The following is a 21,893-nucleotide window of genomic DNA, read 5'->3' as shown; positions in this document are numbered from 1 at the left end:
AACGAAACCAATGATAAATGGAGAGACAAAGAAGAGGCCCCAAAGAGCATCATTTTTTTGTTTTTTAGTCTTTTTTTTCTTTTGCTTTTCTGTTGTAGCAGCCAATTTTTTCACCTCTTTCGTTTAGTACAAAACAAGGCGACAAAGAATAGCCTCTGTCACCTTGTCCGCTGAGTCATTTTGCTCATGAAATAAACCGTTATTCGTTTTGTTCAACGAGATTCTCAACTGAAGCTTGAGCTGCTTCCAATGCTTCTTCAGGTGATTTATTTCCAAGCATCACATTATCAATTTCTCCATTCACTAAAGAACTAAAGTCAGGTGCAGTCAAAGGAACAGGAGTGATCACTGTGTTTTCTAAATTGCGGTCAGCCATTTCATAAATCATTTGGCCTTCCTCATCTAAATCAGGATGAGTTGTCAGATTAGTGTTAGCTTCTTGGTTTGCCATAATATCAAAACTATTCAAACCAAATTTTTCTTGAACTTCTGTTGAAGTGAGGTATTTCATAAACTCATAAGAAGCTTCAGGATTTTCTGCTCCGTATGGGATTTCTAGAACGAAACCGCCACCCCATGACCAATTTCCGCTGCCTTCTTCATGTTCTGGTAAAGGTGCTACACCAAAGTTAAAGTCTTCAGGTGCATTTTCAAGTAAATTGGTGTAATAGTTGATATTTTGAGCTCGAATACCCACTAATCCAGAAATGAATGGATCAGCAACTCCTGAGCCGAATTCTGCTTCATATGAATTGATAGTGTCAGCACCATAGTAGTCTTGCCATTCTAAGATCCACTCAAGAGCTTCTACTTTTTCAGGTGTATCAATGGTCACATTACCTTCGTCATCGAACCAGCTTACGCCATTATCCGCATTTAATGCCCAAACATCTGCGCCTACATTCCAAAGCGGGTAAAATCCGATGCGTTCCCATGAATCTCCGTCTTGTACATCTAAAGCACGAGCGTATTCTTCTAATTCTTCCCATGTAGCAGGTGGAGTCTCAGGATCTAAGCCTACTTCCTCAAAAGCATCTTTATTGTAAAAAAGCACTTGGGTATCTGTATTAAAAGGCAACGCATAGGCATTATCTTCATAGAATACGGTTTCCCATAAATGAGGATAGAAGAGAGATTCCATATCATCTTCTTGGTTGATGTAGTCTTGAAGGTTCGTTGATTGTTGTGCTTCTGCACGTTGTTGAACTGAATTGATGTCTTGAACGATAACATCAGGTGGATCCCCAGCTGCAATAGAAGCTAGTGATTTGGTCCATATGTCTCCCCATGGTTGATAAACGTACTCAACCTCGATTTCGTCTTGTGATGTATTAAAATCTTCAATAATTTCTTCAATAGCGTCTCTGCGTAAACCAGAGCCCCAGAAAGACCAGAATTCAATCGAAACTTTATCTCCATCCGCTCCGGTATCTTCGGAATTATTTGCTTCTTCATTTCCTCCTCCGCATGCTGCTAATAAAAGCGCAGTTCCTGCTGTAAGGGTCAAAGAAAGCCAAAATTTCTTTCTTTTAATCATTGCTACCACCTTCACCTTTCTAAGTTATAATGGGAATAGCAGAATTAATGTCGGCACTTAACGTAAGGGCATACATTAATGAGTGCTTCTTCAATTTTGATGATATACTATAGTTTCGAAGTATTCAAATAAATAGCCTTAAATGATATAAAAATAAAAAAACTGCTTCAATCAGGTATTTCTTCCCCTCCGCAACTATTTTGGCTATAATTTACCTATTGACAAAAAGAATGATGCCGCTAAGGAGACTAAACAAGATGAGACAAACAAATGAAGAAAAAATTAACCGTTTAGAAGAGCTGAAAGAGACATACGATAGATTCAAAGAGAAACCTTTTCAATTAAATCTGAAAAGGGGAGTACCTGGCAAAGATCAATTAGCCTTATCTGAACCGATGTTGAACATTTTAACGCCGGAAGATCTGTATCAAGAAACTGAAGCTGATTTTCGTAATTATGGTGTACTGACAGGGATCCCTGAAGCGAAACAATTTTTTTCAGAAGTATTGGAAATTACCGCTGATGAGGTCATCGTTGGAGGGAATTCGAGCTTGCAGTTAATGTATACTGTTTTAGCCAGCAAAATGTTTTTAGGACAGTCAGATAAAAATTCAGCATGGGCTAAAGAAAAGGTAGTCAAATTTTTATGCCCAAGTCCAGGTTATGATCGACACTTCAATGCAACAGAAAAATTAGGGTTTGAATTGATTCCTATTGAAATGACTTCAACTGGACCGGATATGGATCAAGTGGAAATTCTAGTAGCTAATGATGCTTCAATCAAAGGAATCTGGTGTATCCCTACTTACAGCAATCCTACAGGAGTGACCTACTCGAACGAAGTAGTCGACAGATTGGCTAAAATGAAAACTCTTGCTCAAGATTTTGTGATTATGTGGGACAATGCTTATGTCGTGCACCACCTTAAAGAAAAGAAAGAACATGTTCAAAATGTATTAGAAACCAGCAAATCATATGGAACGGAAAAAAGAGTTTGGATGTTCTGTTCTACTTCAAAAATTACTTTTCCAGGTGCCGGGGTAGCAGCTTTGGGAGCTTGTAAAGAAAATATTGATTGGGTTACAGAAGTTCTTTCTGATCAGACGATTGGATTTGATAAAGTCAATCAGAAACGTCATGTGAAATTCTTGAAAGATAAAAAGCATTTACTGCAACATATGGAAAAACATACTGAACTATTGAAACCAAAATTTGACAGCATCAGTAATCTTTTTGGAAACTACTTTGGTGAAGAATCAACGATGTTGGAATGGACCGAGCCAAATGGGGGGTATTTTGTGCATTTAACGACAATGGATGGCTGTGCAGACAGAATTGTTGAGTTATTAGCGGATATTGGAGTGAGCTTAACAGAAGCGAATGCCTCTTATCCTTATGGAGTCAACCCACGAAATAACAGTATCCGTTTAGCGCCAACATCTATCTCAGTGGAAGAAATAGAAGCCGCTGTTAAGGCAATTTGTTTGTGTGTAGAAATGGTTAGTTTAGAAAAAGAACTGGACTCAAACAAATAAAGTGTGAAATACTTTTCAGCATGCTAAAATAAATGAGATAAAGGAAATAAAAAGGTTATTTATGAATTTAAGGAAAGCGAGTGGATAGCTATGTCAAAAGGAACGTTTTGGTTAGGAGCATTGATTGGAGGAGCAGCAGCCTACACAGCAGCTATGTTATATGCACCAAAACCAGGTGATGAGTTACAAGAAGAATTAATGGAGAAAGCAAATCGCACGAAAGAAACTGGAAAAGATTATTTTGATATTGCTAAAGATAAAAGCGAAGATGTCAAAGCGGTACTTCAAGATGCTTCAAAAGGTGTATCTGTTAGCTTTAAAGAAGCCTCCAACAAAATTTCAAGTCAAGCCAGAGTAGATGGTCCGATCTTAAAGGAAAATCTAAAGGGATTGAAAAATAAAAACTCCATGAGTAAAGACTTGTTAAAAGCCAATCTTAAAGCAGCAGCACAAGATGTGAAAATCACTGCTGGTGAATTGAAAAATGATCTTTCGGATGTTGGAAACAATGTTAAAATCTACTCTGGAGAGCTGGCTAAACAATCGAAACAAGAAATCACCGAAGCCAAAGAAGAAAGACAAGGCGAAAGAGAATATGAATTGTATCAAGAAGCCTTTGAAGAAGAGTTGGATATTGAAAATACCTTTAAAGAATAAAGTACTTTAAAGAAATTAAACAACTCATAAAGTCTCAACAAAAAATAACCCTTCTGAAATTCACTTTACTCCATGAATTTCAGAAGGGTTATTTCAATCAATCATCTTGTTTCTTTCCGTCTTTTGTATAGCGAATAACGGAAGAATCCTTATTCTCTGCAATTTCTTTGGCGCGCTTTACAGCATCTGCTTTTTTATCAAATGTATCACTTGGACGCTTAGCATCTTCTGTTTTTACGACCCAAGTGTCGTCTTCAAAATAGACTTCCACATCATTGTCCAATAAATCTGGATTGGAGCTGGAGGTATCATGTTTGTCAGTTTTGGTTGGGTTCTTTTCGTTCTCGTAGGCTTCTTTTTCATCTTTTGAAGCATCTGACAACCATTCTTTTGCTTGTGAGATTGCAATAGGAATGGCTCTATCTTCTGGATAATCATTGTCGAGTAGAGCATTGCCGATATCTATGGCTTTTTTACGCAATAAAGGGTCGAAATTTTTAAAAGCATTTGGAAAATCGTTCATATTCCATGGCATAGTATCTATCCTTTCTATCTGAACTATTTCCCTCACAATGTATCACTCTTTAACTCACTCAGCAAATGAAACGATTTATAAAAACAAAAAAATACTATGGAAAACTACTTTCTGTTAATGTAAAAAAATAGGACTTATGGTACAGTTGATTTATAAAAAAATCACGCGAGGAGTGAAGCGCATGAAAAAAGTGCTTATTTTAGGAGGCACGCGTTTTTTTGGACGTAAAGCAGCAGATAAACTGATTTCAAAAGGATACCATGTCACTTTCGCTACAAGAGGCAACAATAAAGTGCCAAAAGGCAAAAATGTCGCACACGTTGTACTGGACCGTTCTGATGCGGAACATGAAGGATGGAACGATATTTGCGAAAAAAAATGGGATATTGTATTAGACAATATTTGTTTCACAAAAGAAGATGCGCAAATCATTCAAGAAAAGCTGGGTGGAAAAGTAGGGTATTACTTATTCACTTCCACATTATCCGTTTATAAAGGAAGCAAAGATGGATACAGTGAAACAGATTTTGATCCTTGGTTATTTGATTTGGACAGAACTAAAGAAGTTACTTATGGAGAAGGCAAACGTCAAGCAGAAAAAGTCTTGTTTGAAGACGAAGCTTTTCCAACTGCGGCTTTAAGGATTCCAATCGTCTTAGATGTGAATGATTATACTGAGCGTCTGCACTATTATATTCGTCGAATGATGAATGAAGAAAGTTTCCGTCTATATCGTGCTGATGCGCGCATCAGTTTCATTAAGGGAAGCGAAGTAGCTAATGTTATGATGTGGTTGATCGAAAACCAAAAAACAGGGGTCTACAATGCGAGTTCAAATGAAACCGTTGAACTGGAAACGTTGATGCATTGGATCGAAGAAGCCACTGGAAAACAAGCCAATATTGAATACACTTCTGATGAAGAAAACCAATCGCCGTTTAGTCTGAAGGAAGACTGTTATTTGAAAGTGACGCGTTTAGAAAAAGAAGGGTATCCTGTACCGGATTTAAAAAGTTGGCTGCAACCGTTGATATACCAATTAACTGCCGAACTAAAACAAGAAAATAACTAAGGTCTAACTAGTCTAGTGAGGAGTTTCAAAGAGTTGAAAAAGATAGAAAAAGCAAAAAAATTCTTGAAAGAAAATCTTGATTTGTTTCAATGTCCTATTTGTCAAGAGCCGTTTCAATCGGTAGATGGAAATAGTCTGGTGTGTGAAGAAGGCCACAACTTTAATATTTCTAAAAAAGGGACGGTTCATTTTTTAACAAAAGGGGTCTCTAATGAATACGATACGGAGATGCTGTCTTCACGTTTTCGGATAGCTCAAGCGGGTTTGTTCAACATTATGCTGGACGAGATTATGGAGCACATTGAAGAAAAAAACGGTACAACCATTGATATTGGATCTGGGGAAGGTTCTCAATTAGACTATCTGTCTTCATTGGGGCTTGAAGGAAAGCAAATCGGATTCGATATCTCCAAAGATGCGATTGCTTTAGCGGGAAGTCATTTTACAGATGCTTTTTGGTGTGTGGCTGATTTGGCTCATTCTCCATTTGCAAGTAAACAAACTGATACATTATTGAACATTTTTTCTCCTTCGAATTATCAAGAATTCAAAAGAATGCTGCGGCCTAATGGAACTCTTCTAAAAATTGTTCCGGATAAAGATTACTTAATAGAACTAAGAAATGTGCTTTATCGAGATCGAGAAGAGAAGCAATCGTATTCGAATGAACTGGTGGTCGCAAAGTTCCAAGAACACTTTCCGGAGAGTCAAATTTACACCATTCGATATAGTTTTCCGCTGACGCTGGAAAACTATCAGGATTTGGTGAAAATGACCCCTTTGAACTGGGGAGCAAGTGAGGAAGCTTTAAAATATGCGGTAGCTCATCCACTGAAAGAAATTACGATCCATGTTTGTTTATTAGTGGGTAAAATGCCAGAATAATCAAGCAAATCAAACGATTTCCTAAAAAAGTCATTTTTAGTTGAGACAAGAAAACTATTTAAAAGATTTCCCTTGCATTCATATCATGATGGTGTTATATTGTTATTTATAAGCCAAACAGGTTCATTCGTTTTTATCAGTAATCCCATCAGATGTTGATAAAAGTTAATGAGATCAAGAGGCTCTACTAACGTATCGTTTCGCAGTGCTGGACACCGAAGCGATACGTTTTTTTGTCGTTCAAATTTGCATTATCATCATCTAGCTGTGCTCATTGATGATGACAACCAGATTATCCTCATTCAACTGTGCTCCATGACGATAACAACCGCATTATCGTCATTCTTCAGCCATGATCTAGGATACTATGAGCAACCTATATCCCAACTAAAGTTCTATCTGATTTAGCTTATAAGATAGTTAGCCGTTACTTACTTACGTCAAAAATTGCGGAACCGTTTAAAAAGACAGGATTGAATTGTAACAGACTAGACAGAGTAAATATGATAAAATAAACTTACATTCTTAAATTATGAAGACGACATGAAGGTTGGGATCGAGATGACCAGTGGGACTTTATTAAAAAAGCGGATCATTGAGGAAAGTAAACGAATCGGCATTGATAAAATCGGGTTTGCTACAGCAGAACCGTTTGATGGTCTAGAGGAAAGATTGAAAGCTCAACAAGCAAAAGGGCACCATTCTGGATTCGAACACAAAGTCATTGAAGAACGCGTTTATCCAGAGTTGATTTTTGATCAGCCAAAATCTATTATCTCCATTGCTTTAGCGTATCCTACAAAAATGAGTGAGCCTCCGCAGAGAGAAAAAGGGGTTCGACGTGGAGAATTTGCGCGCGCTTCTTGGGGGCAAGATTACCATGACATATTGCGGAATCGTATGGAGCGCCTCATCGATTATATACGTGTGACCGCTGATAAAGAAGTGACTTTTAAGCCGATGGTAGACACGGGCGAATTAGTAGATGTTGCCGTAGCTCAACGAGCGGGAGTGGGGTTTATTGGGCGAAATGGCTTGCTGATCACAGAAGAATTCGGCAGCTATGTGTATTTGGGAGAAATCATCACTAATCTAGAGTTTGAGCCAGACGAACCTGTTCCTTTTGGATGCGGGGAATGCATGCGTTGTGTCACTGCTTGTCCTACTGGAGCATTACTGGGAGATGGAAGAATCAATGCTAAACAATGCCTTTCTTACCAGACACAAACCAAAGGGATGATGGACGAACAATTCCGCCGTAAAATCGGACATGTCATTTACGGATGCGATATTTGCCAAATTGTTTGTCCTTATAATAGAGGAAAAGATTTTCATTTTCATGATGAAATGGAACCCGATCCTGAAAAAGTGATGCCCAAATTAAAACCATTGCTGACAATCAGCAACAAAGACTTTAAAGAGCAATTTGGCTCAATGGCTGGTTCCTGGAGAGGGAAGAAGCCGCTGCAGAGAAATGCTATTATTGCCTTAGGAAACTCGCGTGATCGGACTGCTTTGCCGGATCTGTTGCGCTGCATCGAAGAAGATGTTCGTCCCGTAATTCGTGGGACAGCAGCTTGGTCTATTTCCAAAATAGTCACAAAAAGAGATGATCTGGTGATCGAATTTCTACACGAAGCTTTGGAGAAAGAGACGGATGAAGAAGCTGTTTATGAGATTACTCAAGCTATTGAAGTCATCAGAAATAAAAAATTGAAGTAAGTTAATAGGAGAGAGAGAAAGAAACATGACAAATCACATTGCACTATTTGAACCACTGATTCCAGCAAATACAGGAAACATTGCCCGTACGTGTGCTGCAACCAACTCGCATTTACATTTGATTGAGCCATTAGGATTTAAAACGGATGACAAACATTTAAAACGAGCTGGATTAGATTATTGGAATGATGTAAACATTACTTATCATAAAAACTTGGAAGCCTTTATGGAATATTCTAAAGACGGACAGCTGTTTTTAGTCTCTAAGTTTGCCAATCGCGTTTACAGCGAGGTAGATTATACCAATACAGAAGAAGATTATTATTTTCTTTTTGGGAAAGAAACAACAGGATTGCCGGAAGAATTTATGCGTGAAAATGAAGAGAAGTGTGTACGATTACCGATGAATGATGAACACGTGCGTTCTTTAAATCTCTCCAATACAGCGGCCATTATGATTTATGAAGTATTACGGCAACAAGAATTTTCTGGATTAGAATTGCAACACCATTACGCTAACGACAAACTAGACTAACCTTTACTTGCTTATCTTGGAGAAGTTCATTCTATTCCAAGGTGGGCTTTTTTTATAGTCCAAAATCAACTTCTAAGAAAATAATGAAAAAGATGAATAAAATATGTCAATTTGACTTGTGTATTTTTAATGAAAGGGCTACAATATGACTTGTAAACTATACTTAGGAAATGGAGAGAATCGATCATGATTTATTTAGCAGATTTAAACATTCATAAATTAAGATTATCCTCCTATTCAAAAATCGACGAGTAAATGTAAAGGAAATTCTGCACTCATCTGTTTTTTAATAGATTAGTGCTATTTTTTTGTCTTTTTTTGATAGGAGCGTGGAAAGTTGGGGGAGAATGAAAGAGTTAGTTAAACAATTGTGGCCTTTTTTTAAAACGCATAAGAAGAGATATGGGTGGGGGATATTTGCCATGTTATTCTCAAATGCGGCAGTGCTGATACCACCATATATCATTGGAAATGTGATCGACCAGATTTACAGCAATACATTAACTACTGAAAGACTAATCAGCCAAATCGCTTTATTTGTTCTATCGATCGTAATTACTTATGGAACAGAAGTATTTTGGGGATATCTATTTTTCGGAGGCAGAAACTTATTGGCCAAAGAACTACGAGAACGATTAATGAAACACTTTTTACGTATGAGAGCAACCTTTTATGAAAAATATCGTACCGGAGATTTAATGGCCCGTTCCACCAATGACTTAGATGCAATATCAGAAATGGCTGGTTATGGAATTATGGTAACCATGGATTCGACAGTTTTTCTTGGATTTATCTTGGTCATGATGTTTGTTTCGGTGTCTTGGAAATTGACCATCTGGTCTATGCTGACTATGCCGATCATGGCGTATCTGTTGAAAATACTTGGAGATCGAGTGAATGAGCGATATTTAGCTTCTCAAACAGCTTTTGCAGATATCAATGATGATGTCTTGGAAGGCGTAGAGGGTGTACGAGTCGTGCGTGCGTACGTTCAAGAAGATGCTATGGCTCAAAAATTTGCGGAAAAAACAGAAGATGTCCTGCAAAAAAACATTTCTGTAGCGCAAATCAACGCCTTGTTTTCTCCGATTGTAAAGATCTTGATGGGAATCAGTTACATTGTAGCATTTGGTTACGGTGCTGTTTTAGTTTCAAATGGAGAACTGACTTTAGGACAGTTGATTTCTTTCCAAGTCTACTTAGGTATGCTGGTGTGGCCAGTTCAGGCAGTCGGGGAACTGATCAACTTGGTGCAGCAAGGTAGTGCTTCTATGAAACGAGTGGCAGAAGTATTGGGATCCAGTGATGATATGGAGCAAGAGGGATACAAAGCTGTACTGGATAGTCAAGATATCGAATATTCAGGAGTCACCTTTAAATATCCCTCTTCTGAGTCTGCCAATTTGGCGAATGTCAAAACTAAAATCGCTCAAGGAAATACTCTGGGGATTGTAGGAAAAACCGGGAGCGGGAAAACGACTTTTATCCGTCAATTACTGCTCCAATATCCTGCTGGAAATGGAGCGGTCACTGTTGGATCTGAGTCCATTCAAGAGTTGAAAAGCGACGTGTTGAAACCAATGATCGGTTATGTCCCGCAGGATTATACGCTGTTTTCTCGTTCAATAAGAGAAAATATTCAGTTCGGCAAGCCAGGAGCAACGGATGACGAGATCATGGATGCAGTTCGTTTGGCCAATTTTGAAGAAGATCTAGCTAGAATGCCTGAAGGGTTGGATACATTGATTGGAGAAAGAGGCGTTGCCATCTCAGGTGGGCAAAAACAACGTGTTTCCATTGCGCGTGCGTTGATTAAAAATCCAGAGTACTTGATTTTAGATGACTCGTTATCTGCAGTAGATGCGAAAACAGAACAAAAAATCATTGATAATATTCAACACGTTCGTAAAGGGAAAACGACCTTGATCACCACTCATCGTCTATCAGCGATTCATCATGCAGACTGGATCATTGTGCTGGAAGATGGGAAAATTATTGAAGAAGGTACACATGCTGATTTGATTGCCAAAGAAGGATGGTACCAAACGCAATACCAAAGACAACAATTAAAAGAGGAGGACACTAAATGAAAAATACAATTAAAGAATTAGTGGTTTATTCCTTCCAGAAAAAACTCCATTTTTCTATTGGGATCTTATTAATGATTGTTGCTGTAGGAGCTGATTTAGCAGGTCCCTTGATTATTCAACGAATCATTGATGATGTAATTGCTCCTTCGAATCAGACGCTGCTAGCTGTCGATTTATTGATCCGTTATTTAGCCGTATTCTTAGGACTGGCGCTTGTAACAGCGATAACCCGGTACTTTAGTTTCTTACTGCTGACTATCGGAGCAAATGAAATCGTTAAAAATATGCGGAATGATTTATTTGCCCATGTACAAAAACTGCCGATCCGTTATTTTGACAATTTGCCTGCTGGAAAAGTGGTTTCTCGTATCACAAATGATACGGAGCAATTACGGATATTTTACGTCGTTGTGGTTGGACAAGTGTTGACCAACTTGATTTATCTAGTAGGGATCTATATTGCCTTGATGCAAATTAGCATTACTTTTGGATTGATTACGCTGTTATTGGTTCCTTTCTTTGTATTGTGGGCAGTTGTGTACCAAAAGTTTGCTGTACCGTTTACTACAAAAATCCGGTCATTGGTTAGTGAGATCAATGGGACCTTAAATGAATCCATTCAAGGGATGTCGATCATTCAAGCTTATCAGCAAGAAGACAAAATGGAAAAAGAATTTACGGATGTAAATGAAGAGTGGTATAAATACAGTTTGAAATTTACGTTATTGGATTCTATGGGCTCGTTTAGTTTTGTGGAAGTGATTAAAAATATTACCTTGCTCTTGTTGGTAGTGTATTTTGGAAACGCCTATTTTAGTTCGGCACTAGGGATAACAGTTGGAGTATTGTATGTTTATGTAGATTACACGACTCGTTTATTTAATCCCATTCAAGGTATTGTGACCCAATACGCTTACTTGCAGACTGCGATGGCTTCGGCGAAACGAGTTTTTGAAATGAAATTAGTCAAAACAGAAGAAGACCAGACAGGCGAATTAGACTTTAAAGAAGGGGAAGTTGTCTTTGATCAAGTTTCATTTGCTTATAAGGATGAAGAATACGTATTGAAAGATATCGATTTTACAGCTAGAAAAGGTCAAACGGTCGCTTTAGTAGGCCATACAGGTTCAGGAAAAAGCTCGATCATGAATTTGTTATTCCGTTTTTATGACCCGACTAAGGGGACGATCACAATAGATGGTACGCCGACCACATCCGTCTCTAGAAAAAGTTTGCGCAGACATATGGGGATCGTGCTGCAGGACCCTTATTTGTTTAAGGGAACGATCGCTTCAAACATTACGTTGGGAGAAACTTCGATCAGTCGTGAAGCGGTGATCAAAGCAATCGAAGAAGTTGGCGGAGACACCTTGCTGCATAATATGCCAAAGGGAATTGATGAACCCGTAGTGGATAAGGGCAGTACGCTTTCGTCTGGTCAACGCCAATTAATCTCATTTGCGAGAGCGCTGGCCTTTGATCCTGAAATATTGATTTTAGATGAAGCAACTTCAAGTATCGATACTGAAACGGAGGAAATGATTCAACATGCGATGGAGGTGTTGAAAAAGGGAAGAACAACATTCATTATTGCCCATCGCTTGTCGACGATCCAACATGCTGATCAAATTCTAGTGCTGAATCAAGGTCAAATTGTAGAACAGGGAGATCATGAGTCATTGATTCAAAAACAAGGAATCTATGCAGAAATGTATCGTTCACAAAAAGAAAAAAGTCAATAAAACAGAGCAACACCCTTACTTTACAAAAGTAAGGGTGTTGCTCTATAATAAGAGAATCATATGATGTAGGTGAATAAATGAAAAAAATTGTTATTTTATTGATTAGAGGATACCAAAAAGGGATTTCTCCTCTTTTTCCACCCAGTTGCCGCTACCATCCAACTTGTTCGCAATATTCGATCGATGCGGTTCGCAAACATGGAGCGATCAAGGGATCAATTATGGGCTTCTTTAGAATTTTACGCTGTAATCCATTTGTCAGAGGAGGGTATGATCCAGTCCCGGAACATTTTTCCATTAGACGCAATAAAAAAAACGAGGTTGAGTAAAAGTTTGCCTTCTACTCAACCTCGTTTTTTTTGCTGTTACATTTGGTCAGGAGAATGTACTCCTAATATTCTTAAATCTTCTTTCAATAAGATAGCGACTGCTTGAACCAAAGCTAAACGGGCTGGTTTTTCAGCATCTTCAGTCAATACACGACTGTTGGCGTAGTATTTGTTGAAGGCTTGTGCCAAATGGATCGCGTGTTTAGCGATTACAGATGGTTCCAACTTACCAAAAGCACGTTGAAGTGTCTCAGGATATTCTTGGATCAGTTTGATCACTTCCCAACTGTAAGCATCATCTAAAGCGTAGAAATCAGCAGCAGAAACTTCATCAACGCCTGCTTTACGCAAGATACTTAAAGCTCTAGCTCTAGAGTATTGAACATAAGGGCCTGTTTCTCCTTCAAATTGAACGATTTCATCGATCGTAAAGTCAAAGTTGTTTAAACGATCATTTTTCAAATCGTGGAAGACAACAGCGCCGATACCTACTTGGCGGGCAACTTCTTCTTTATTCGGTAAATCAGGATTTTTCGCTTCGATTTGTTTTAGGGCCACGGCAACGGCTTCATCCAATACTTCTTCTAGAAGAACGATTTTTCCTTTACGTGTAGACAATTTTTTACCATCTTTTGTGATCAGACCAAATGGAACATGGTGCATATCATTAGCCCAGTCATAACCCATTTCAGTCAGAACAGCTTTTAATTGTTTGAAATGATTGCTTTGTTCATTTCCAACTGCATATAGAGATAAAGCAAAATCATACGTACGTTTACGATAAATAGCAGCAGCTAAATCACGGGTGATATACAGTGTTGCACCATCTGATTTTTTGATCAATGCTGGGTTTAAATTGTATTTTTCTAAATCCACAATTGTAGCTCCGTTGTCTACGGTCAAAATATTTTTTTCTTCTAATAAATCGACAACTTCTTGCATTTTGTCATTGTAGAAAGCTTCTCCATTGAAAGAATCAAACGTGATTTCTAGTTTATCATAAATGCGATTGAATTCTTTTAAAGATTCTTCTTTGAACCATTTCCATAATTCAGTAGCTTCTTCGTCACCATCTTCTAATTTTTTGAACCATTCACGGCCATCGTCTTCTAATTCAGGTTTTTCTTCTGCTTCTTCATGGAATTGAACATACAGTTTCAATAACTCTTGAATCGGATTTTCTCTAACCGCTTCCTCAGTACCCCATAATTTATAAGCAGTGATCAATTTTCCAAATTGAGTACCCCAGTCTCCTAAGTGATTGATTTTGATAGGTTGGTAGCCCATTTTTTCAACAATATGTGCTAAAGCATTTCCGATTACAGTAGAACGCAAGTGTCCTAAAGAAATAGGTTTAGCAATATTAGGAGAAGACATATCGATCGGAACATTTTCTCCATGTCCGATATTGATATCACCGTATGCATTTTTTTGTTCTAAGATTTCTTGTAAGACGTGGGCACTAACGGTTTTTTTATTTAAGAAAAAGTTCAAATAAGGTCCGACAACTTCAACTTTTTCAACAATGGGGGAAGATACTTTTTCTCCTAAATCGGCAGCAATTTGTTGTGGTGCTTTACGGTAAGCTTTTGCTAGTGAGAAAGCTGGGAAAGCTACATCCCCATGTTCAACGGATTTTGGCTTTTCCAATAAGTTAAGAATGTCTTCAACAGACAATGTTTCTGAAACTTGTTCATGCAAGGCTTGAGCCACTTGTAATTTGTAATTCATTGTCATAACTCCTCTAGTTAATTTGTTTTTTAAATTTTGTCTTTGTATTTATGAATGTATTATGCTCAGTAGAAAAGACCCAATCATCTGGAGAACAGTTTTTTTGCATAAAAAAATAGCCCTTTTTTAGTTTTCATGACATCAAACTAAAAAAGAGACGAGAATTCCCCGCGGTACCACTCTTATTGCAACGTCAAATTGACGCAACCACTTGATTCACTGTAACGGCCGAATAAGCCGGATGGAACTAGTGATACTGATCCTTGTTCTCATCTCTCCGAAGTGCGCTTCCTGCAAGTTTTTATTACTGGCTCTCACCAACCCAGCTCGCTTCAAAACATCCTCAAGCAGTACTCTCTTCATCTACGATTGTTCATTCAATTTTGTATAGCCTATTATAACAAAACAACAGGCGAGATGCCAATGTTTTTCAATAAAAAGAATGTTTATTCATTATTATTGTAAAAATAATTAAATTATTAACCGCTTTCTACCTTTTTTTGATATACTGGGAGACAAAGAAACGAATTACATATGGAGGTTTGGCTATGAAAAAAACGAATCGTCAATTAGCAATCAAACAGATTATCACCAATCACGATATTGCTACCCAAGATGAATTGCTCCATTATTTAAAAGAGGAGGGAGTAGAAGCAACCCAAGCGACTATCTCTAGAGATATTAAAGAAATGAATTTAATCAAAACTTCGACTCCTCAAGGTGGTATGAAATATACTTTATACCAAACGAATAATTTGTCTGTAGAAGAGCGTCTGCAATCAACATTGGGCAATGTCGTGGTAAAACTAGAACGTGTACAATTCATCACGATTATTGTGACTATACCTGGAAATGCTCACGTCGCTGCGGCATTGATTGATGCGATCGAATTTCCTGAGATAGTGGCTTCTGTAGGTGGTAACGATACTTGTCTATTGATTTCAAAAGACGAAGAAAATGCGATAAAAATGTATGAATATTTGAATCAATTTATTAAACTGTAAAATTAAAAATAGGATATGTTTAGAAGTCTCATTTTAAAAGAAAAGAGGAATTAAATTGGCTAGTGAATCAGCAAATGAATTACTAAAATTGCAAAATGGCTCTGATATACGTGGAATAGCGGTCAAAACACCGGAACACGACATTACGTTGCATGATCAAACAATCGAATCCATAGCTTTTGGTTTTGCTTGTTGGTTAAAAGAGAAAAAGCAATTGATAATGGATAATTTAGAGAAACCTGTAAAAGTTGCTATCGGACAAGACAGCCGCTTATCTGGAAACCGAATCAAAGAAGTGCTGATCGAAGCCTTGAATAATGCAGGTATCGACGTGGTAGATGTTGGATTATCAACGACACCGGCACTTTTTATGGCCACTCAATATGAGTATTATGCCTGTGATGCTTCCATTATGATCACTGCCAGTCATTTGCCGTTTGAATACAACGGCTTGAAATTTTTTACAGCTGATGGAGGAGCAGAGCACGAAGACATTACTTTTATGTTGGAAAACGCGAATTGGGATGCTGTGACTTGGGAGAATAATCAAGGCATCATTGAACGTAAAAATTTGTTGGAAGATTATGCAGCTGATTTACGTCAAAAAATTCAAGCTGGCATCACGACAGCTCGTAATCCTGAACTTCCTTTAGAGGGAAAACACATTGTTGTGGATGCTGGAAACGGAGCTGGAGGTTTTTTTGCCACAGAAGTATTGGAAAAGCTGGGAGCGGATATTTCAGGAAGTCAATTCTTGGAACCAGATGGCAATTTTCCCAATCATGTTCCAAACCCCGATAACAAACAAGCGATGGCAAGCATTAAACAAGCCGTGCTGGACAGTGATGCCGATATGGGAGTTATTTTCGATACGGATGTAGATCGATCAGCTTTAGTAGATCGCCACGGACAAACGGTGAATCGGAACAATCTGATTGCGGTAATTTCAGCAATCGTGATCCAAGAGAATCCGGGAACGACTATCGTGACAAGTTCAGCGACTTCTGAACACTTGAAAGACTTTATTGAACAGCTTGGAGGACACCAAAATCGGCACCTAACGGGTTACCGCAACGTCATCAATCAAGCCATCAAATTAAATCAAGAAGGTGTGCACACATCAGTTGCGATCGAAACGAGTGGTCATGCAGCACTGAAAGAAAATTATTTCCTGGATGATGGAGCTTACTTGATTGCTAAGATCTTGATTGCGGATGCTGAATTATCTGCAGAAGGCAAGGAGTTCTCGAGTTTATTTGAATCATTAAAACAACCTGTTGAAACAGATGAAGTTCGTTTTAAAATCACTACAGATACAGTCCAACAAACTGGCGAGGAAGTTATTGAAGCATTTAAAAACTTTATAACTGATCAGCCGGATATGGAGATTGAAAACAACAACTTAGAGGGTGTACGTGTCAATACATCTGGTGCATATGGAACAGGCTGGTTTTTATTACGCTTAAGTCTGCATGAACCGTTGCTGGTTTTATATTTTGAAAGTGATCAAGCAGATTCGATTGCTCAATTGCGAGAAAATGTTAAACTGTTCTTTAGTCAACAAGAAGGACTAGATTCTTCTAAGTTATAAAGAAAAAAGGTAGAAAAGGGAGTGTTAATGTGGTTCAACCATTAGCTGAAAGTATTACATTATACAACGGAGTCGAAATTCCTAAATTAGGTTTAGGCGTATTTTTGATGAAGGACGAAGAAGAACTTGTGGAAGCAGTCAAAGCTGCTGTCGAAGTTGGCTACCGTCATTTTGATACTGCCAAAATTTATGGAAATGAAGAATACTTGGCTAGAGGACTAAAAGAATCTGGTATTACCAGAGAAGAAATTTTCTTGACTTCAAAAGTGTGGAACTACGACCAAGGCTACGAAGAAACGAAAGCAGCTTTCCAAGAATCATTAGATCGTTTAGATACAGACTATTTAGACTTGTATTTGATTCACTGGGCTGCTCCTAAATACGTGGAAACTTGGAAAGCTTTAGTGGAATTGTACGAAGAAGGCAGAGTCAAAGCCATCGGCGTATCTAATTTCCAAACTCACCATTTAGAAGAATTGAAAAAACAAGAATTGATGCAACCAATGATCAATCAAATTGAGACTCACCCAGAGTTCCCGCAAAATGAATTGCACGAATACATGAAAGAAAACGGCATTATTCATGAAGCATGGGGTCCATTAGGTCAAGGAAAAACTGACTTGTTCAATCAACCGATCATTGTGGAATTAGCTGCAAAATACGGCAAAACACCTGCACAAGTCATCTTGCGTTGGCACTTAGAAAGAGGAGAAGTGATTATTCCAAAATCTGTACACGCTAACCGCATCAAAGAAAACAGTGAAATATTTGATTTCAGTTTAACGGCTGAAGAGATGGAGCAAATGAAATCTTTAGATACTGGTGTTCGCTACGGTAGCGATCCTGATGATCAAGAAAGATTTAAAGAAACTTCTATCCGTCCAGAAGACGCTAAATAATAGTTGGACTGTGTTGTGTCGATCAAATTAAATACACAAAAAGCTCTAGACGCTAGGAAACAATTCCTAGCGCCCAGAGCTTTTTGTGGTGGTTTCCATAAGTCGTTGATAAGGAAGGTTGGGTACTATTTAACTATCGGAGTGGTTTACCGGTTCGGATTGTGAACTATAGTGGTTCTACTTAATAATCGGCTTGCTTTACCGGTGTGAATTGCCAGCTATAGTGGCTCTACTTAACAATTCGCAGGAGTTATCGGTTCGATTAGTGATCTATAATGGTTCTACCTAATAATTGGGTTGAACCACCAGGCTGAATTATGAGCTACAAAGCTGTTCCTTAACCATAAGGCAGTTTTGAAAAAAGTAAAAGCATCACACGTCATAAGCCGCCTCTGAAAAAGTAATCCTTGTATTTTAAAAGAAGTTAGCTTAGAATAAGCAATGTAGGTGCGTTAGGGTTAGTAGATAAATGATGGGTAAAAGAGAGCTTTTTGATTGCTGAAAGAAAAGCCCCCGCTGATTGATTGAACCTTCCTGACAATACGTTGTAGAAATATGACCGGAGTTCTGCCGTTATCAGAAATTGAGTTGGGTCAACTGAAACTGACCAATTAAGGTGGTACCGCGGAGACAGTATGTTTCGTCCTTTTTAGAGGATGGAGTATGCTTATTTTTTTTGCCAAAATCGTTCGTTAAAATAGGAGGAAGAAAGTATGAGTAATTTACAAAAAGAAGATTTTTCAGCTTGGTATATCCAAACAATCAAACAAGCCGATTTAATGGATTATTCACCAGTTCGTGGGTGTATCGTGTTCAAACCGGACAGCTACGAAATGTGGGAACACATCCAAGAGGAATTCAATAAACGTTTTAAAGAAGAAGGTATCCGTAATGCTTACTTCCCAATGCTGATTCCTGAATCATTCTTTACAAAAGAAAAAGATCATATTGAAGGGTTCAGCCCGGAATTGCCATGGGTAACTGAAGCAGCAGGAGAACAATTGGAAGAACGTTTAGCTTTGCGTCCTACTTCTGAAACAATGATTGGTACAGCCTTTAGTGATTGGGTAAACTCTTACCGCGATTTACCAATGCAGATCAACCAATGGGCAAATGTATTCCGTTGGGAAAAGAAAACTTTACCATTTTTACGCACTTCTGAGTTTTTATGGCAAGAAGGGCATACAGCACACGAAAGCGAAGAAGATGCACGCAAACGCACGATGCGTATGCTGACTATTTATAAAGAAGTAATTGAAGGATTGTTAGCTGTACCAGTATACGAAGGGCAAAAAACACCTTCTGAACGTTTTGCTGGGGCAGTAGATACTTTTTCTGTTGAAGCTATGATGAAAGATGGAAAAGCGGTTCAAGCAGGAACTTCTCACTATATGGGAACGAAATTTGCTGAAGCTTTTGATATCAAATTTTTGAATAAAGACAATCAACATGTACTAGCTCATACGACATCATGGGGCGTGTCTACACGTTTGATCGGTGCTTTGATCATGACTCATGGGGACGAGCAAGGATTGGTATTGCCGCCGAAAGTGGCTGCTAAACAAGTCGTCTTATTGCCTGTTGGTCCATGGAAGAAAAAACCAGAGATCGTGGAACGTTTAAGAGAATTAGAAACCGAATTGAAAGTGAACGGTTTCCGTGTCATTTTAGATGATACAGACAACTCTCCAGGTTTCAAATTCAATGAATGGGAACTAAAAGGTGTGCCAATGCGTATTGAATTTGGCCCTAGAGATATGGAAAATAATCAAGTGATGGTTAAAATGCGCGATCTAGGCGATAAAGAGGCCGTTTCTTTAGATGATATCATGGCTTACGTACCAGAAGCACTTGACAGTATGCAAACACGCTTGTTGGAAACAGCTCGTGAATACCGCAAAGAAAATGAATATACAACGATCGATACATTAGATGAGCTGAAAGCTCATATCGAAGAGAAAAAAACTGCGGGAGAAGTACCAGGGTTTGTCTTAGCTGGTTGGGATGGCGAATTGGAAACGGAAGCTAAAATCAAAGAAGAAACAGGCTTCACAACTCGTAATATTCCTTTCAATCCACCTGTGGTTAAAGAAACTTGTATCGTATCCGGTAAACCTGCTAAACATACCGTTTGGTTAGCAAGAGCTTATTGATCCATAAAAAAGAAAAACATCTCATCAGCGAATGCTGAGAGATGTTTTTTTATCATAACAATCAAAAGAGACCAGAATCCACCACATAACAGGTGAATTTTGATCTCTTTTAGATTAAGGTTTTATTTAGTCCTGTTCTGCTGTATCTTTCATCGTAGACACAGGAGACCAATGCCAATTAAAGCCGTCTTTTTGCAATAAATGTTTACTTTCGATAGGACCCATGGAGCCGCTTGGATAGTTCGGGAACTCCATATCAAACGTATCCCAAGCTGTACGAATCTTATCCACAAATTCCCATGATGCTGCTACTTCATCCCAATGCGTAAAGTTTGTCGCATCGCCGTTTAAACAATCTAAGATCAATTTTTCATAGGCTTCAGGGCTGTTCGCAGTAGTTTCTGCAGAATGAGAACTAGTCAATTGGATAGGTTCAGGTTGAACTCCTGGGCCTACTTTTTTAGCATTTAATTGCAATGCAAATCCCTCGGTAGGAGAGATGAAAATAGACAATATATTTGGAGGCAACGGCTGATTATCGGCTGTTTGGAATAATTGATGAGGAACATTTTTGAATTCGATATCAATTTGTGTCCCTTTTTCAGCCAAACGTTTACCAGTACGGATATATAGTGGAACACCAGACCATCTATAATTATCAATAAACAATTTTCCAGCTACGAAAGTTTCTGTTTGAGAATTTTCAGCCACATTTTTCTCTTCACAATATCCTGTCAAAGTTTCTCCGTTGACAGTACTTCTTCCATATTGACCGCGAACAAAGTTTACACGTACTTCCTCTTCTGAATACAAACGAAGCGAACGCAAAACTTTGATTTTCTCTTGTCGAATTTCATAATCACGGAAGACAGCTGGAGGTTCCATTGCCAACAAGGCTACAATTTGAAGAATGTGATTTTGAACCATATCTCTTAGAGCTCCACTGGTATCATAGTAACCACCGCGTTCTTCAACGCCTAAAGATTCGCTCAAAGTGATCTGAATGTTATTGATGTAGCGATTGTTCCACATGGATTCGATCAAATGATTGCCGTATCGGATAGTCGAAATATTTTGAACCATTTCTTTTCCTAGATAGTGGTCGATCCGATAAATTTGATCTTCATTGAAAGAAGCACGAATGTGATCATTGAGTTCAAAGGCACTTTCGTAATTATTTCCAAAAGGTTTCTCGATCACCAAACGATTGAATCCTTTTTCAGTCAGCAATTGTTGCGATTTAATGTTTTCACCGATGATTCCAAAGAAATCTGGGGACATTGCTAAATAAAACATCCGATTTCCGTCTAATTGATAAGTGTCGTCTAGACGTTCAGCAAGCGACTGCAATGTTTTATAATGTTCGATGTCTTGTACATTATGGGATTGGTAATAAAAATGACTTGCAAATTCTTTCGCATGTTCCTCAGATTCTGCCAAATCTCCAATTTTACTCATGATGATCTCCCGATAATAGTCATCAGACCATTCTCTTCTAGCTGTTCCAATAACAGCGAAATGCTCTTTCAAATAGCCTTTTTTAAATAAACGATAGAGGGAGGGATATAATTTACGATTGGCTAAATCTCCAGTCCCGCCAAAAATGATAAATAGAGCTTTTTTTTCTTCAATCACTCTAACCAAACCTCACTTTCAAGTAATCCTTTAAGACGAACAGGTATTGTTATCTTAAGTTTGCTTCAATTAATTGTACTTTTTTCTGAGAGCAGAATCAATCATTCGTTTTCAAAGAAGTTGATTTGTTATACCGCGTTTACGATAAATTTCTCATTTAGTAAATAGTAATAGCCATTTTATTTTAACATAGGAATCAAATAAAACCTAAATTTGTTAACGGTTGCAACGAATTTCTTTC

The 21,893-nt window shown here is 38.1% G+C and carries 17 protein-coding genes and 1 other annotated feature; of the genes, 13 read left to right on the top strand and 4 right to left on the bottom strand.

What is annotated here, in order from left to right:
• Positions 1 to 199 precede the first annotated feature (199 nt).
• On the bottom strand, positions 200 to 1,537 hold the full coding sequence (locus ACEN4I_RS00635; RefSeq protein ID WP_407097403.1) for an ABC transporter substrate-binding protein: 1,338 nt from the start codon (positions 1,535 to 1,537) through the stop codon (positions 200 to 202).
• A gap of 257 nt (positions 1,538 to 1,794) precedes the next feature.
• Between ACEN4I_RS00635 and ACEN4I_RS00630 the strand changes: the two genes are divergently transcribed.
• Both ACEN4I_RS00630 and ACEN4I_RS00625 read left to right on the top strand, forming a co-directional pair.
• On the top strand, positions 1,795 to 3,072 hold the full coding sequence (locus ACEN4I_RS00630; RefSeq protein ID WP_407101805.1) for an aminotransferase class I/II-fold pyridoxal phosphate-dependent enzyme: 1,278 nt from the start codon (positions 1,795 to 1,797) through the stop codon (positions 3,070 to 3,072).
• 90 nt (positions 3,073 to 3,162) lie between these two features.
• Complete coding sequence (locus tag ACEN4I_RS00625; RefSeq protein WP_407097401.1) at positions 3,163 to 3,729, top strand: YtxH domain-containing protein; 567 nt, start codon at positions 3,163 to 3,165, stop codon at positions 3,727 to 3,729.
• A 97-nt stretch (positions 3,730 to 3,826) separates the two neighbouring features.
• Here the strand turns inward: ACEN4I_RS00625 and ACEN4I_RS00620 are convergent, their stop codons facing one another.
• Positions 3,827 to 4,264 carry a DUF2188 domain-containing protein gene (locus ACEN4I_RS00620; RefSeq protein ID WP_407097400.1) on the bottom strand — a complete coding sequence of 146 codons (438 nt, stop codon included), beginning with the start codon at positions 4,262 to 4,264 and terminating at the stop codon, positions 3,827 to 3,829.
• A 181-nt stretch (positions 4,265 to 4,445) separates the two neighbouring features.
• On the opposite strand from ACEN4I_RS00620, the gene ACEN4I_RS00615 reads away from it, so the two are divergent.
• The 7 genes from ACEN4I_RS00615 (at position 4,446) to yidD (ending at position 12,639) form a co-directional block, all read left to right on the top strand.
• Positions 4,446 to 5,336 carry an NAD-dependent dehydratase gene (locus ACEN4I_RS00615; RefSeq protein ID WP_407097399.1) on the top strand — a complete coding sequence of 297 codons (891 nt, stop codon included), beginning with the start codon at positions 4,446 to 4,448 and terminating at the stop codon, positions 5,334 to 5,336.
• A gap of 33 nt (positions 5,337 to 5,369) precedes the next feature.
• The gene (locus ACEN4I_RS00610) at positions 5,370 to 6,221 is read left to right on the top strand and encodes a putative RNA methyltransferase (protein ID WP_407101807.1); all 852 of its coding nucleotides are present in this window, start codon (positions 5,370 to 5,372) and stop codon (positions 6,219 to 6,221) included.
• Between the two features lie 561 nt (positions 6,222 to 6,782).
• Complete coding sequence (gene queG, locus ACEN4I_RS00605) at positions 6,783 to 7,943, top strand: tRNA epoxyqueuosine(34) reductase QueG (protein ID WP_407101809.1); 1,161 nt, start codon at positions 6,783 to 6,785, stop codon at positions 7,941 to 7,943.
• 25 nt (positions 7,944 to 7,968) lie between these two features.
• Positions 7,969 to 8,478: a tRNA (uridine(34)/cytosine(34)/5-carboxymethylaminomethyluridine(34)-2'-O)-methyltransferase TrmL gene (gene trmL, locus ACEN4I_RS00600; protein WP_407097396.1), complete on the top strand. Its 510-nt coding sequence runs from the start codon at positions 7,969 to 7,971 to the stop codon at positions 8,476 to 8,478.
• Positions 8,479 to 8,900: 422 nt separating this feature from the next.
• Positions 8,901 to 10,568: an ABC transporter ATP-binding protein gene (locus ACEN4I_RS00595; protein WP_407127486.1), complete on the top strand. Its 1,668-nt coding sequence runs from the start codon at positions 8,901 to 8,903 to the stop codon at positions 10,566 to 10,568.
• Positions 10,565 to 12,310, top strand: coding sequence for an ABC transporter ATP-binding protein (locus ACEN4I_RS00590; RefSeq protein WP_407101813.1), 1,746 nt, complete (start codon positions 10,565 to 10,567; stop codon positions 12,308 to 12,310). Before ACEN4I_RS00595 ends, ACEN4I_RS00590 begins: the two co-directional genes overlap by 4 nt.
• A 77-nt stretch (positions 12,311 to 12,387) precedes the next feature.
• Positions 12,388 to 12,639, top strand: a complete 252-nt coding sequence (gene yidD, locus ACEN4I_RS00585; protein ID WP_407097393.1) for a membrane protein insertion efficiency factor YidD — start codon at positions 12,388 to 12,390, stop codon at positions 12,637 to 12,639.
• Positions 12,640 to 12,675: 36 nt separating this feature from the next.
• On the opposite strand, the gene argS is transcribed toward yidD, so the two are convergent.
• Entirely contained in the window at positions 12,676 to 14,370 is a 1,695-nt protein-coding gene (gene argS, locus ACEN4I_RS00580; protein ID WP_407097392.1) for an arginine--tRNA ligase, read from the bottom strand.
• Between the two features lie 150 nt (positions 14,371 to 14,520).
• Positions 14,521 to 14,745, bottom strand: a binding site (T-box leader).
• A gap of 173 nt (positions 14,746 to 14,918) precedes the next feature.
• Here argS and ACEN4I_RS00575 point away from each other — a divergent pair.
• The 4 genes from ACEN4I_RS00575 (at position 14,919) to proS (ending at position 20,017) form a co-directional block, all read left to right on the top strand.
• Complete coding sequence (locus tag ACEN4I_RS00575; RefSeq protein ID WP_407101815.1) at positions 14,919 to 15,374, top strand: arginine repressor; 456 nt, start codon at positions 14,919 to 14,921, stop codon at positions 15,372 to 15,374.
• A 55-nt stretch (positions 15,375 to 15,429) separates the two neighbouring features.
• Positions 15,430 to 16,965 (top strand): phosphomannomutase/phosphoglucomutase, encoded by a 1,536-nt coding sequence (locus ACEN4I_RS00570; RefSeq protein WP_407101817.1) that lies wholly within the window; start codon positions 15,430 to 15,432, stop codon positions 16,963 to 16,965.
• Between the two features lie 29 nt (positions 16,966 to 16,994).
• A complete protein-coding gene (locus tag ACEN4I_RS00565; protein WP_407101819.1) occupies positions 16,995 to 17,864 on the top strand; it encodes an aldo/keto reductase in 870 nt (289 codons plus the stop codon).
• A gap of 713 nt (positions 17,865 to 18,577) precedes the next feature.
• Positions 18,578 to 20,017 carry a proline--tRNA ligase gene (gene proS, locus ACEN4I_RS00560; protein ID WP_407097388.1) on the top strand — a complete coding sequence of 480 codons (1,440 nt, stop codon included), beginning with the start codon at positions 18,578 to 18,580 and terminating at the stop codon, positions 20,015 to 20,017.
• A 126-nt stretch (positions 20,018 to 20,143) separates the two neighbouring features.
• Here the strand turns inward: proS and zwf are convergent, their stop codons facing one another.
• A complete protein-coding gene (gene zwf, locus ACEN4I_RS00555; protein WP_407097387.1) occupies positions 20,144 to 21,652 on the bottom strand; it encodes a glucose-6-phosphate dehydrogenase in 1,509 nt (502 codons plus the stop codon).
• Positions 21,653 to 21,893 lie beyond the last annotated feature (241 nt).

Origin of the sequence: Desemzia sp. FAM 23990 (assembly GCF_045528485.1) — a bacterium.
Taxonomy (GTDB): Bacteria; Bacillota; Bacilli; order Lactobacillales; family Carnobacteriaceae; genus Desemzia.
This window is presented reverse-complemented; position numbering and strand designations above follow the sequence as displayed.